The 12,840-nt window shown below is 69.1% G+C and carries 13 protein-coding genes; 6 read left to right on the forward strand and 7 right to left on the reverse strand.

All coding sequences use genetic code 11. The features are described from left to right. The first annotated feature begins 60 nt into the window (after positions 1–60). Complete coding sequence (locus tag JK363_RS23865; RefSeq protein WP_201877124.1) at positions 61–1,737, forward strand: hypothetical protein; 1,677 nt, start codon at positions 61–63, stop codon at positions 1,735–1,737. Positions 1,738–1,761: 24 nt separating this feature from the next. Here JK363_RS23865 and JK363_RS23870 read toward each other — a convergent pair whose 3' ends face one another. Then, positions 1,762–1,950 carry an antitoxin gene (locus JK363_RS23870; RefSeq protein ID WP_201877126.1) on the reverse strand — a complete coding sequence of 63 codons (189 nt, stop codon included), beginning with the start codon at positions 1,948–1,950 and terminating at the stop codon, positions 1,762–1,764. A 239-nt stretch (positions 1,951–2,189) separates the two neighbouring features. Between JK363_RS23870 and JK363_RS23875 the strand changes: the two genes are divergently transcribed. From JK363_RS23875 to JK363_RS23890, 4 genes are all read left to right on the forward strand, one after another. Beyond that, a complete protein-coding gene (locus tag JK363_RS23875) occupies positions 2,190–2,972 on the forward strand; it encodes an HAD-IIA family hydrolase (protein ID WP_201877127.1) in 783 nt (260 codons plus the stop codon). A gap of 155 nt (positions 2,973–3,127) precedes the next feature. After that, a complete protein-coding gene (locus tag JK363_RS23880; protein ID WP_201877128.1) occupies positions 3,128–3,685 on the forward strand; it encodes a hypothetical protein in 558 nt (185 codons plus the stop codon). A 104-nt stretch (positions 3,686–3,789) separates the two neighbouring features. Next, a complete protein-coding gene (locus JK363_RS23885) occupies positions 3,790–4,467 on the forward strand; it encodes a class F sortase (protein WP_201877207.1) in 678 nt (225 codons plus the stop codon). A gap of 373 nt (positions 4,468–4,840) precedes the next feature. Further along, positions 4,841–5,917: a glycoside hydrolase family 6 protein gene (locus JK363_RS23890; RefSeq protein WP_201877129.1), complete on the forward strand. Its 1,077-nt coding sequence runs from the start codon at positions 4,841–4,843 to the stop codon at positions 5,915–5,917. A gap of 9 nt (positions 5,918–5,926) precedes the next feature. On the opposite strand, the gene glxA is transcribed toward JK363_RS23890, so the two are convergent. From glxA to JK363_RS23920, 6 genes are all read right to left on the reverse strand, one after another. Next, a complete protein-coding gene (gene glxA, locus JK363_RS23895; protein ID WP_201877130.1) occupies positions 5,927–7,894 on the reverse strand; it encodes a radical copper oxidase GlxA in 1,968 nt (655 codons plus the stop codon). A gap of 3 nt (positions 7,895–7,897) precedes the next feature. Further along, on the reverse strand, positions 7,898–9,799 hold the full coding sequence (locus JK363_RS23900; protein ID WP_201877131.1) for a glycosyltransferase family 2 protein: 1,902 nt from the start codon (positions 9,797–9,799) through the stop codon (positions 7,898–7,900). A 335-nt stretch (positions 9,800–10,134) separates the two neighbouring features. Further along, complete coding sequence (locus JK363_RS23905) at positions 10,135–10,821, reverse strand: FadR/GntR family transcriptional regulator (protein WP_201877208.1); 687 nt, start codon at positions 10,819–10,821, stop codon at positions 10,135–10,137. Positions 10,822–10,893: 72 nt separating this feature from the next. Next, positions 10,894–11,076, reverse strand: coding sequence for a DUF397 domain-containing protein (locus tag JK363_RS23910; RefSeq protein ID WP_201877132.1), 183 nt, complete (start codon positions 11,074–11,076; stop codon positions 10,894–10,896). Then, a complete protein-coding gene (locus JK363_RS23915; RefSeq protein WP_201877134.1) occupies positions 11,073–11,264 on the reverse strand; it encodes a DUF397 domain-containing protein in 192 nt (63 codons plus the stop codon). The genes JK363_RS23910 and JK363_RS23915 overlap by 4 nt, the downstream gene beginning before the upstream one ends. Next, positions 11,261–12,106, reverse strand: a complete 846-nt coding sequence (locus tag JK363_RS23920) for a helix-turn-helix domain-containing protein (RefSeq protein WP_201877136.1) — start codon at positions 12,104–12,106, stop codon at positions 11,261–11,263. The genes JK363_RS23915 and JK363_RS23920 overlap by 4 nt, the downstream gene beginning before the upstream one ends. 114 nt (positions 12,107–12,220) lie before the next feature. On the opposite strand from JK363_RS23920, the gene JK363_RS23925 reads away from it, so the two are divergent. Beyond that, positions 12,221–12,670 carry an ATP-binding protein gene (locus JK363_RS23925; RefSeq protein WP_201877138.1) on the forward strand — a complete coding sequence of 150 codons (450 nt, stop codon included), beginning with the start codon at positions 12,221–12,223 and terminating at the stop codon, positions 12,668–12,670. The last annotated feature ends 170 nt before the right edge of the window (positions 12,671–12,840 follow it).

Genomic DNA, 12,840 nt, shown 5'->3' on the forward strand with positions numbered 1-12,840 from the left:
GCGGAGGTGGAAGGGACCTGAGTGCTCGGGGAAACGCCGTAGCACTCCAGAGGGTGACTCATGCGCCTGTCCACCGCACTGTCCCTGCGTGCCGTCCTCCCGGCGGCCGCGATCGCGCTCGTCCCGGCTCTCTACGGGCTCGCGCCCCATGCCGACGCGGCCGATACGGAGGCCGAGCCCGGATCCGACACCAGACCGGAGTCCACGGCGGTGGCCGCACCGGTCTGCGGCAGCCAGGACAGTACGGAGTTCCCGATCGCGACCCGCCTCCACGGCGGGCCGGACCACTACGCGCGCGGCGGTGCCTGGCGCACCTGGCACCTGGAGCTGCGCAACACCACGGACACCGGCTGCCGCGCCATCCACCCCATCGCGGTGCTCGTCGACCGCGCCCACGCGTTGCGGCCCGAGCACATCCGCTTCGAGTTCCTCGACCCGGCCGCCGACGGTGGCACCTGGCGACCGGTCTCCTTCGAGACGACCGACCAGGACGAGAATCTCGGGGTCTTCGACGACCCATTCGAGGGCTTCACCGTGCCCGCGGGCAAGGCCGTGGACGTACAGCTACGGACGCGGTTCGCGGACAACGCGCCGCGCGGGAAGGTGACCACCAACGCCATCGCCGTCCAGCGGCGTGAGGACGACGGCGACTGGGTCGGGCAGTCCAACGACTACGAGTTCAGCATCGACAGCGCGGGGACACAGACGCCGGAGACGGAGCCCACGGACACGGCGACGGGCGGTACGGACGCCTCAGGGAAGACGGACGCCTCGGGGGAGACCGGCGCCTCGGCCGGTGTGGGCACGGGCGGTACGGACGACGCGGGCTCCTCCGCCACGGCGCGCCCCAAGGACACCACCGGCACCGGTGGTACGGCCGCCTCGAGCGCGCCGTCGACCCGGAGCCTGACCCCGCCCCGCGCCAAGCCCCCGTCCCCGAGCGCGAGTCCGAGTCCGAGCCCGAGCCCGTCCCGGTCGTCCGGCACCGGGCTCAAGGAGAGCAGCCCCGTCCCGGTGCCGCCCAGCGCCGACACCGGCAGCAGCAGCGGCAGCGATACGGAGACCGGGGACGACACCGAGGCTCAGCCCGAGACCACACCGGAGGACTCCGGTACGGAGACGGACACGGGCACCGGCACGGATGACACCGCCGGTACGGACACCGGCACCGGCACGGACACGGACCTCGGGTCGGACACCGGGACCGACCTCGACACCGGCAGTGGCACCGACACCGACACCGACACCGACACCGGCACCGACACCGGCAGCGGCACCGATGAGGACACCGGAGCCGACGTCGACCTCGGCACCGAAGAGCCGGGCACGGAGGACCCCGGCGTCGAGGACCCGGGTACGACCGACCCCGGCACCGGCACCGGCACTGAGGACCCGGGCATGGAAGACCCCGGAGCCGAGGACCCCGGTGCGGAAGACCCGGGCACCGAGGACCCGGGCTTGGAGGACCCCGGCACGGGCACCGAGGACCCCGGTCTTGAGGACCCGGGCACCGAGGACCCCGGCCTGGAGGACCCCGGCACCACCGACCCCGGATCCGATGCCGGCGGTGAGGAAAAGGGCGAGCAGGAGGACGGCGACCACCAGTCCGGCCACCGGCCGCCCGAGCTCGCCGAGACGGGCCACAACGCCCTGCTCGCCGGGCTCGGCGTCCTCAGCGTCGCGCTCCTGGCCGGCGGCACCGTCCTCCTGGTGAAGTCCCGCCGCCCGGGGCGATGAGAACGGGCGGCGGCGATACGGCGGTTACTGGCCCCGGGGCCCCTCGCCCCGGCGGCGCAGCTCTTCGTCGAGCTTGTCCGAGCCGGTCTGGATCTGCTCCGAGTGCTTGCCGCCGGTCTTCTTGTCGGCGGTGTCGGCCCCCTTACGCGCGGCCTGCCGGCTCTTGTCCGGGTGCTTGCCGAGCGCGCCCTTCAGCTTGTCCATCATGCCCATGACGGTCTCCTTACGGTCCGGCTCGTTCCAGGGACGAAAGCCCCCTCGGGGCGGAAGCCACCCCTCCCCTCAGCATCGGACACCTGTGCTGGTCTGTCGCGCTGGACCGCCGCATCCTGCGGTGACACGTCTGGTTACCCCGCCGCCCTGCCCGGTTAGGCTGAGCTCGTCACCAGCCGGTCGGCCCGATCCCAGGGTCGTGCCGACCCTCAGTGGTCAAACCGAGCGGAGAGCAATCAGTGGCAGAGCGCAAGCCGATCAAGTCATGGCTCACCGACATGGATGGCGTGCTGATGCACGAGGGGATACCGGTCCCCGGTGCGGAAGCCTTCATCAAGCGGCTGCGGGAGACCGAGACGCCCTTCCTCGTGCTCACCAACAACTCCATCTACACCCAGCGCGATCTCCAGGCCCGGCTGTCCCGAATCGGGCTCGATGTCCCGGAGCAGAACATCTGGACATCGGCACTGGCCACCGCCCAGTTCCTGGACGAGCAGCGCCCCGAGGGCACCGCGTATGTCATCGGTGAGGCGGGGCTGACCACCGCCCTGCACGACATCGGCTATGTCCTCACCGACGTGGAGCCGGACTACGTCGTGCTCGGGGAGACCCGTACCTACAGCTTCGAGTCGCTGACCAAGGCCATCCGGCTCATCAACAACGGGTCGCGGTTCATCGCCACCAACCCCGATGAGATCGGCCCCTCCGCCGAGGGAGCGCTGCCCGCCACCGGATCGGTGGCCGCGCTGATCACCCGGGCGACCGGCCAGGAGCCGTACTTCGTGGGCAAGCCCAATCCGCTGATGATGCGGGCCGGGCTGAATGTGATCGGTGCGCATTCCGAGTCCAGCGCGATGATCGGCGACCGGATGGACACGGATGTGCGAGCCGGTCTCGAAGCGGGTATGGAGACCTTCCTCGTCCTCACCGGTGTCACCAAGCGCGAGGAGGTCGACCGGTTCCCCTACCGGGCGTCCACCGTGGTCGAGTCCATCGCCGATCTGGTCGAGCGCATTCTCTGAGCTCCTCTGAGCTCGCTGAACCTCTCCGGATTCCTCCGGATTCCTCCCGACTTCTTTCGAACCTCCGCTCAGCGACCCGATCGGCCCAGTCGGGGTCCGCAGCGGATGCGGGCCCCGGCCGGGCGCGTGAGCCTCGTTGATGGAGGAGGTTCACCATGCGCTCAGTCGCCCTCACTCTCTGTGCTGTCGCCCTGGGTACGGTCACTCTCTGTCCCGTCGTCTCCGCTCCGGCCCTCGCCGACCAGCGGCACGACGGCACCGCCACGATCCGCGTCAGCCCGTTCGCCATCCCCCCCGGCGCCGAGGTGGACGTACGGGCCTTCGGCTGCCCCGGCAAGGTGGCCACCGCCTCGTCACCCGTGTTCGTGGACGACGCCGAGCTGACACCGGACGGGGACGGGCTGTTCAGCGAGGCCACGATCCGTTCCACCGCGACCAGCGGCGCCCACCGGGTCACCGTGGAGTGCGGTGACCGGGCGAGCGCCGTGGAGCCGCGGGAGAAGGTGTTCGTCGCCGTCGAGAGCCCGCCCGCACCCATCGCCCCGGTCCACGCGGGCGGCGGGGGCAGCGCACCCGCCGAGGAGCGGATGCGCCAGGACTTCGGCGGCGCGGAGGCGTACGGCCTGGTGCTCTCGGGCGGTACGGCGCTGGCCGTCGGCGGGATCGCGGTGCACCGGCGCCGCCGCCGTCCCACCGGCTCGGGGTCGGGCTGAGCGCCATGGACGGATACGGCTACGGACTGGGGAGCGGCCGGGCCGACGGGCCCGGGGACGAGGACGGCGGCGCCCGGAGGTTCCGCGGCGCAGGGCGGCTGGCCATGGGCGTCGCCTGGGCGGTGCTGCTGCTCGGCCTGTGGATGTGGGGCCGGGACAGCACGGAGGGGACGGGCGGATCGGTGCCGATGACCGGTGATGTGGCCGCGGTCGGACGCCCGCCCGCGCATCCGCTGCCCCCGGCGCACGCCCCGCTGCCGTCCGCGCGGCCGAAGAGCGTCGAGATCGAGGCGGCGCGCGTCCGCGCCCCGGTTGTCGCCAGCGGCCTGGACAGTGCGGGCGCGCTCAAGCCGCCGTCGTACAAACAGGCCGGTACGGTCGGTTGGTACCGCGCGGGCCCCGAACCCGGTTCCGCGGGCGCCGCGCTGCTGGTGGGTCATCTCGACACCCGGTCCAAGCCCGCGGTGTTCCACGGGCTGAGCCACCTCAAGCGCGGAGAGACCGTGCGGATCGCGCGGACGGACGGCACCACGGCGGAGTTCACCGTGGAGAACGTCGAAGTGGTGGCCACCGAGCGGTTCGACGCCCGGCGGGTGTACGGGGCGCGCGCCCGGAACCGCGCCGAACTGCGGCTGATCACCTGCGGGGGACGGTTCGACAAGGCGACGCGGTCGTACACCGCCAATGTGGTCGTCTCCGCGTATCTGACGGGCACCAGCGGGCAGCCGCGGCATCCGGTGGGCGCCGCGGGCGGCGACTCCGGCCGACACGACTCCGGCTGACGCGCGCTCACCCATGGACGGGCGCCCCTCGGCGCGGTGCCGCCGGATGTGAGACTCGCCACCCACCGGGCCGCTGGCCAAGCGGATTCGCCGAAGTCCGGTGCGGTTCGGGTGCGCCCCGAAGGGGCGCGGGGCTGTGCCGATGTGCGGCTCCGCCGCGTGGGCGCGACCAGCCACGACGCAGCCGCGGACGCACGACGGCACCGCGCGGCACTTCCCGCGGAGCGCTTAGTGCGGCGGGGCGAAAACGCGGGCCGGGGTCGCCGATGCGCCCCCGAGCCTCCGGCGCGTTGTGTAAGGATTGATTCGACCGGTCTTGTCCCGCCGGGGGAGCACGGCGTGTTCCTCGCAGCGTGCACCCAAGGGGGAGTGGATGTACGGCAGTTACACCGGCCGTCGGCATCACGTTGCCCGTCTTCGCAGCCGTCGTGCCCGTGGCCGTACCCGCGCGGTCTCCACCGCCGGAGCCCTGCTGTCGCTCGTGACGCTCTCCGGCTGCTTCGGCTCTTCCAGCAGTGGCGAGGGCGATCACGCGGCCGCGGCCGAGCGACCCCGGCAGCGGCCCAAGGCCACCGTGCCGTACTGGGTGAACCCGGACGGGAGCGCCGCCAGGCAGGTGGCGGCGTACCGCAAGAAGGGCGAGCGGGACCAGGCGAGGCTGATAGAGAAGATCGCCGACCAGCCGGTCGCGGAGTGGCTCGGGCTGGACGACCCCGAGGGGCAGGCGAGCGGTTTCACCCACGCCGCCGCGAAGGCGAACCGCAGCGCGCTGCTGGTCTTCTACGAGATCCCGCACCGCGACTGCGGGCAGTACAGCAAGGGTGGTGCCGCGGACGGCAATGCCTATCGCGCCTGGCTGGACAAGGTGGTCCGCGGGATCGGCAACCGCCCCGCGACCGTCATCCTGGAGCCCGACGCGCTGCCGCACCTGGTGGACGGCTGTACGCCCAAGCAGTTCCACGAGGAGCGGTACGACCTGCTGACCGGGGCCGTCGACAAGCTCAAGGGGCTGCCGCACACCAAGGTCTATCTGGACGCCGGGAACCCGCACTGGATCAAGGACCCGCGCCGGATGGTGCAGCCGCTGAAGCGTGCGGGCATCGCCAAGGCCGATGGCTTCGCGCTCAACATCTCCAACTACCAGACGACGAAGGAGAACGCGGCATACGGCAGGCAGTTGTCGGCGCTGGTCGGCGGCAAGCCCTTCGTGATCGACACCAGCCGGAACGGAAACGGCCCGGCCCCGGGGACGGACGATCCGCAGGCGTGGTGCAATCCGAAGGGCCGCGCGCTGGGCGAGACGCCGACCACCGACACCGGGGACAGGCTGGTCGACGCCTATCTGTGGATCAAGCGTCCGGGCGAGTCGGACGGTACCTGCAAGGGCGGCCCCCAGGCGGGTCGGTGGTGGCCGCGGTACGCGCTCGATCTCGCCCGTAACGCCGAATAGCGGGCCCGCTCAGTCCCGGGCCTGGGACTTCGTGGTGGCCTTTCCTGGCACCTTCACCCACACCGCCTCCGACGGGGTGCCCTTCTTGTCGACCGCGTTGAGCATGTACCAGCCGGGCGGCACCAGCGAGGAGTCCTTGGGCAGGCGGACCGTGATGCCGTCCTTCTTCCGCTGGAAGTCCAGTGCGATCGACCGCTGCTCCACATTGGTGACATGGGTGAAGGAACTGGGCCGGATCAGCCGCACCTTCTCGATCGCCGAGGGCCGGGAGGTGCCGTAGCTCGTCGTGCCGCCGCGCTTGACCGTCCGGGGCCCGGTGTCGGTGAGCTTCGGGCGCGCGTCCCGGTAGAGGTACGGCGGGGTGTAGATGTCGATCTGCTGCTGGAACTCTCCGGGCTTGGTGTTGGCCTTGTCGCTGAAGAGCGAGTCCGAGCCGAAGGTCATCACCCGGCCGTCGGGCAGCAGCAGCGCGCCGGAGTGGTAGTTGCGGCCCACCAGCGGGTCGGCCACTGCGCGGGAGGAGTTGGTCTTCGGGTCGTAGAGCTCGGCCTTGAGCACATTGCTGTCACCGCGGCCGCGGTAGTCGCCCGAGCCGTTGGTGGTCAGCACCGTGTCGTCGGGGAGGATCACACTGCTGGGATAGCGGGCCTTGGCGTACAGGTCCGGGCCGTCCTTGAAGCGCGGAGTGCTGGCGTGCAGATCGACGATCCGGGTCTTGGCGGTGGCCCGGGAGTCCTCGCCGACTCCGCCGCCGCCGAGCACCATGTACCGCTGGTCCTGTGCCGGGGGCAGCAGGACGGACATCGAGGTCTCCAGCAGCCCGGGGTCGCTGATGCCCGGCACCACGTCGAACTTGTTGCTCTTCAGATCCCAGACACCGGGGGTGCGGCCCTTGTCGTCGGGGCCGTATCCGGCGTTGGAGCCGGTGTAGAAGATGCGGCCCTTGTCGGTGAGGAAGAGCGCGGGGTAGGTCGGGAAGAACCGCTTCTTCGGCAGGTACTTCCACTTCTTGGTCTTCGGGTTGTAGATCTCGTTCTTGCCCGGGACGACCTGGCCGATCTCATCCAGACCGGAGACCGAGAGCACCCTGCCGTCCTGAAGGGTGGTCAGCGTGGGGTACCAGCGGGCCTCGTGCATGGGGTCGACCGGGATGTAGCGCTCGGCCTCCGGGTCGAATTCATAGGCTTCCTTGATTCCCTGGAAGTCCTTCTTGTCGAACGAGAGCTTCTGCGCGATGCCGTAGAAGTTCCGCTTGTCCTTGCCCTCGAGCCCGGAGATCCGGAAATTGTCCTCGGTGCCGGTCTGGTACTTCTTGCCCTTGCGCACCGCCTCGACATAAACGCGTGCGGTGCTGGGGGTGACACGGACCTTTCCGGTCCTGGCGCTCGTGGTCTTCTTGGCGCGCGGGACCAGGACCGGGTCCTTGGATACGAAGGTCTTGCCGCTCTCCTTGCCGGTGAAGCGGGTGCCGGCCGGGAAGGTCTTGGGCTTGTCCGGGTTCTCGTTGTGGACGAACATCAGTCCGCCCGCCTTCTCGACATCGCCCTGGAGCTTCTCATAGCGCTGAGTGCCGCCCGCCACCAGCAGCTTTCCGTCCGGAAGCTGGGTGTGCCCGGAGCAGAAGAGGTCCTTGGGGGTGGGGATGTTCTTGTAGGTGTTCTTCTCCGGGTCCCACAGCACACTGCGGAAGGACTTGGCGGCGAAGTTCTTTGCGTTGTTGCCGGAGCCCGCGACCAGCAGCACTTTCCCGGTGTGGAGCAGCGCGGCGTGGATGGTGTTGATGCGGTATTCCTCGGGGACGTTCACCACGTCCCAGTGGCCGTTGTCGGCCTTGTACTCCGGCTGGTTGATCTTGTAGTTGTGGTACTTCTCGGAGCCGAAACGGTAGAGGGCCGGGCCGTTCATCCCGGCCACCACGATGACAGCCGCCGCACCGAACCCGAAGCGGCGGGTGCGGCGACTCGGTCGGTACTTCACTTCTTATCGTCCCCCAAGGGCGGGCTGCGTTTTCCGTTTCTCCTGGCGGACGGTCCACCGCCAGGCGATGATCGGCGCGGCTGAGACAGCCAGGGCAAGTGATGCCCAAACGGTCATCGCTGGATGACTGTGGCCGAAGTAGAAGGAAGAGGCGAGCGACCCGCCGAAGACCACCAGGAAGAAAAGATGGATCCGGAAGGTGCCGAAGAGGGTGTCGGGGCTCGAGGAGTCGCCCTTGGGAGTCACCACGAAGCGGCTTTTGCGGCGCAGTACGGTGTCGAACAGCGAACGCGCGTAGACGGGCGCGGCCAGCGCGGACATCACCATTCCGGCGACCCCGCCGGAGCCTTCCGGCTCATGCGGAGAGACGTTGTGCCTCCGGTTCCAGATGTACAGGCCGATCTGGAGGGCGGAGGCATTGCCGTAGAGCATCATCCAGATGGCGGGGTCGATCTCGATACCGGAGGCGCCGAACCCCAGGAACAGCGCACAGCTCAGCGCGGCCAGGATCCAGTTCAGCGCCGACATCGGATAGAAGATCACCAGCAGGGTGTAGTTGAAGAGCTTGCCCGGCGGCAGGCTGAACGGGGCCTTCCAGAACTGCTTGAGGATCGTCTCGTAGGTACCCCGGGACCAGCGCAGCTGTTGGGTGAAGAAGTCGGTCCAGGCGGTCGGCCCCTCGCCCACCGCCAGTACGTCCGGGGTGTAGACGGAGGTCCAGTGGCGCCTGGTGGCCGGGTTGCGGTGGCGGTGCAGTTCGAACCCGGTGGCCATGTCCTCGGTGATCGAGTCGTACAGCCCGCCGATGCCCTTGATGGCGCTGATCCGCACCGCGTTGTTGGTGCCCACGAACATCGGGCCGCGATAGGCGTTGCCCGCCCGCTGGATCAGCGCGTGGAACAGGAACTGCTGGCTCTCGGCCGCCTTGGTGACGGCCGCGTCGTAGTTGCCGTAGACCTGCGGGCCGACGACGAAGGCCACGTCCGGGTCGCGGAAGTAGCCGAGCATCCGCTCCAGGTAGTTGGGCAGCGGCACATGGTCGGTGTCCACCGAGGCGAAGAAGTCGTAGGCGTCGCCGTGGGCGTCCAGCCAGGCGTTGTAGTTGCCGTGCTTGGTCTTGGCGCGGTGCGGGCCCTTGGGCTGGTTCCACTTCGCCACGCCCTTGCGGGAGAAGTGATGCACGCCCAGTCTCAGGCAGACCTCCTTGACCTCCGGGTCGTCGCCCTCGTCCAGCAGCCAGACGTGCAGCACCCCGCGATGGCGCAGCCGGATGGCGACTTCGAGGGTCTTCGTCACCATCTCCAGCGGTTCCTTGCCGGGCACGAAGGTGGTGATGAAGGCGACCTTGGTCCCGGTCTCGGGTATCACGGGCACCGGGTCGCGGGCCACGAGCGTGGCATGGGCGTTGGACAGCACGTTCATCGTGCGGAACAGCTCGATCAGCCCGATGGAGACCAGCATGACCGCGTCCATCACGACCAGCGTCGAGCTGGCGCCCTCCCGCTCGGTCCAGTGCGAGGGCTGCATCAGCCAGATCAGCAGCCCCAGCGACAGCAGGGGCGCGGCGCCCAGCAGCAGCGCCGCCCGGATGCGATGCGGCTCCTGCGCGAGCAGGCTGCGGTAGCGCACCCGGTAGGGCTGGGTCGGATCGGGCTGGGTGAGCGGTCCGGCCAGCCTGCTGTAGTGCTCGTAGTCGTACTTCGGCAGGGGCCGTCGCCGCCGGTGCCGGACCGGTCCGTGCCGGAAGTGGCGCGGAATGCGCAGGCGGGTGGTGGCGCACGAGTCGTACGGCTCGTGCCCCTCGGCCGGTTCGCGCCGCTGGGCCGAGTCGTACCTCCCGGTCGGTCCGTACCTTCTGGTCGGTCCGGACGAAGGCTGCCGGGCGCCGGTAGGCGACGACGTCATGAGTCATTCCCCCCGCACGCGTGGTCTGGTGCGTGCTGTCAGTGCTGTCGGCCGGAACCGCCCCCCTCGGCCGTAGGCGGCACAGTACTGGATGCGGACAGGTGTGCGGATGCTGAATGAAAATCTTCTGCTTATTTGCTAAGTAAATCCTGGGTAAATCGATCTTGCTGCGTGTTGGGCTTGGTCGGATCAGCAACTTTGCTGCTGCGAGCCGTTGTTGTAGCGCGGAGCGACCCGTTCCAGGGCTGGCCGCGTTCGCTTGGTCACACGGGCGAACCAGGGCGGGCAGGGCAAATCGGCACGGGGGAGATGGCCGTGCGGCGGCCGAAAATCGACTACTCGGGGTCGGGGAGCGGGGAGCGCAGTCGGGTACGGATGTTGCCGAAGTGCTCGCGGACGGCCTCTTCCGCGCGCAGCGCGTCGCCCGAGCGCACCGACTCCAGAATCTGCCGGTGCTGTGTGCAGGTCATCTTGGGGTCGGTCGGGATGTCGACGAGGTCGGTACGCACCCGGTGGAAGGCATCCCAGAACGCCTCCAACACCTCGCTCAGCAGCGTGTTGTCCAGACTCCCGTACAGCGCGGCGTGGAACGCCCGGTCCGTCTCCGCCCGTACGGCCCCGGCCTCGGCCTCCGCCTCCATGCGTTGGACGATCGCGTCCAGCTCGGCGAGATCGGCCGCGGGTATTCGCCCGGCGAGGCGCGCGATCAGCCCGGTCTCCACGGCCTCGCGCAGCTCCAGTAGTTGGAGCAGACTCTCCTCGCCGCGGTAGTGCCCGGCGACGGTCCGGAAGATCAGCCCCTCGATCATCGGCGCCATCGACATCGGCCCGACGTAGGTCCCGAAGCCGTGCCGGATCTCCACGATCCCCATGGCCTGAAGCGCCTTGAGCGCTTCGCGCACGGAGTTGCGGCTGACCCCGAGCAACTCCATCAACTCGGTCTCGGTGGGCAGCGGAGCCCCCGACGACAACCGCCGGTCGACGATCAGCCGCTTGATGCGTTCCTGGATGTCACTCGCCATCCCCCGCGTATGCGTCGCCACCGCCACCGCCACCTCCGATCCGAACAGCTTACCGGGGGCGGCGCGCGGTGATCAGAGGCGTGCGAGTGCGAGGAAGGTGGCCCAGGCGGTGTGGGAGACGGTGAGTTCCCCGGTGGTGGTGTCTTTGGAGTCGCGGATGTGGACGGTGGTCTGCTCTATGGCGACCTCGACGCAGTTGTCGCCTCCGCCGCCGCTGTAGCTGCTCTTGAACCAGTCGCGTTCGGTGGTGCTCACCGGGGCTCCGTCGCGAAGGCGGTGAAGGCGGTCCAGGCGTCGTGGGAGACGGCGAGCTGGGCGGCGTGGGGGTCCTTAGAGTCGCGGATGTGTACGGAGGCGGCACGTATGGCGACCTCGATGCAGTTTCCGCCTCCGCTTCCGCTGTAGCTGCTCTTGAACCAGTCGTCGCGTTCGGACGTGCTCATAGCGCTCCTCGCATCTGCTCCAGCAGGCTCGTAGTGGCCTGGGGGCTTAGAGCCTGTGAGCGCAGTTTGCCATAGCGTTGGAGCATCGCACTTACGGCTTTTGGGTCAGTGATCATGACGCTCGTGTCCTGAGCCTCGATGTAGCCGACCCACTGGTGCTCGACTGTCTCAGCGAGGCACATCTGTCCGTCAGAGCCGAAGTGATCCTCCTGCCGTAATGGCATGACCTGGATCTCAACGTTCCATCGGCGTTGCTGCGCGAGAAGGTGATCCAGGAGCACTCGGGTGACCTGGGAGCCACCGAGGCTCCGCTCCAACAAGGCTTGTTCGATCACGAAGGAGAACGAGGTGTTTGGTAGTTCCTTGAACAGCCGCTGCCTGGCGAGCCTCGCCGTAACCTGCTGCTCCAACTGCTCGGGTGAGATGTGTGGGAGGCGGCGTTTGAAGACCCCACGGATGTACGTCTCGGACTGAAGCAGCCCCGGCACGACCGCGCACTCGTACGTGAGCAGCGACACCGCCTCCTCCTCGATCCCCGCCCAGTGCCGAAACCATGACGCCAGTCCGACCTTCCGTGTCAGACTGCGGTACGCGGCGCCCAGCACTCGCGCCGCCGGTGCGCCCAACACCGCCTCCGCCCGCTCGATCAGCTCCCTCGGCGGGAACCGTTTGCCCTGCTCGATCTTGGCGATGTACGGCACGGAGTACTGCACGCGTGGAGCGAACTGCTCCTGCGTCAGGCCCGCTTCGTCTCGTAGGGCCTTTAAAACCGCGCCAAAGGTCTTGAGAGTGTCCGACATCTCTGGTTCGCTGTTCGGGCTGCCGCCGTTGTCTGCTGCCATCTGTTCATCGTCACGCGCGGTGACCAACCCCGTCCAGGGCGTGAACTGATACAACGCAAACTGGGTGGGTGTCGGACCTGGCTGACAGCCGGTCGTCACCGGAACGCTTCCGCCATGACCGCTCCACGGCCCCAAGCCCCCCTCACCGTACGTTCGTTCGCGCAGCGCTTCTCCGCCACCCGGCGCGGTGCCCGGCTCGCCCGGCTGCTGGCCGTGCACCAGCTCACCGACTGGGGGTTCGCCCCCGGGGTCGGCGGCTACGACGCCGCCGTACTCGTCGTGGCCGAACTGTCCGCCAACGCCGTGCTCCACGGCCGCGTTCCCGGGCGGGACTTCGCACGGCTGCTGCGGTACGACGACCAGGCGGGCCGTCTGGAGATCGAGGTCTCGGACACCCATCACGCGGACCCCATTCCCAAGGCCCCCACGTCGGACGACGAACAGGGCCGCGGCCTGCTCCTGGTCGAGGCGCTGGCCGACCGCTGGGGCGTACGGGACCGCCGCGGTCCGGGGAAGACGGTGTGGGCGACGGTGCTCAACAACAGCCCCTCGCAAACGACTTGAGCTCTGCTCGAGGGTGAGGGGCGGTTGGCGCGGGCCTCCGGCGTGCTGCTGTCGCCTGACTCATTGCCACACCCCGGTGCGCCGGGGTCCGGCCCTGGCGGTCCGCCCCGCGGTGCGGGAGATTTCAGCGGCCGGGTCAATCGGGACCCACGCGGATCTTTCCCTCAGGA

This window comes from Streptomyces coffeae, from assembly GCF_016741875.1.
Taxonomy (GTDB): Bacteria; Actinomycetota; Actinomycetes; order Streptomycetales; family Streptomycetaceae; genus Streptomyces; species Streptomyces coffeae.

Excerpts from the sequence above, each read along its gene's own strand:
- JK363_RS23920 (WP_201877136.1), bottom strand. The coding sequence starts at position 12,106 with ATGGCAGCAGACAACGGCGGCAGCCCGAACAGCGAACCAGAGATGTCG.
- JK363_RS23905 (WP_201877208.1), bottom strand. The coding sequence starts at position 10,821 with ATGGCGAGTGACATCCAGGAACGCATCAAGCGGCTGATCGTCGACCGG.
- JK363_RS23900 (WP_201877131.1), bottom strand. The coding sequence starts at position 9,799 with ATGACGTCGTCGCCTACCGGCGCCCGGCAGCCTTCGTCCGGACCGACC.
- JK363_RS23890 (WP_201877129.1), top strand. The coding sequence starts at position 4,841 with ATGTACGGCAGTTACACCGGCCGTCGGCATCACGTTGCCCGTCTTCGC.
- JK363_RS23870 (WP_201877126.1), bottom strand. The coding sequence starts at position 1,950 with ATGGGCATGATGGACAAGCTGAAGGGCGCGCTCGGCAAGCACCCGGAC.
- JK363_RS23925 (WP_201877138.1), top strand. The coding sequence starts at position 12,221 with ATGACCGCTCCACGGCCCCAAGCCCCCCTCACCGTACGTTCGTTCGCG.
- JK363_RS23880 (WP_201877128.1), top strand. The coding sequence starts at position 3,128 with ATGCGCTCAGTCGCCCTCACTCTCTGTGCTGTCGCCCTGGGTACGGTC.
- JK363_RS23915 (WP_201877134.1), bottom strand. The coding sequence starts at position 11,264 with ATGAGCACGTCCGAACGCGACGACTGGTTCAAGAGCAGCTACAGCGGA.
- JK363_RS23885 (WP_201877207.1), top strand. The coding sequence starts at position 3,790 with ATGGGCGTCGCCTGGGCGGTGCTGCTGCTCGGCCTGTGGATGTGGGGC.
- JK363_RS23865 (WP_201877124.1), top strand. The coding sequence starts at position 61 with ATGCGCCTGTCCACCGCACTGTCCCTGCGTGCCGTCCTCCCGGCGGCC.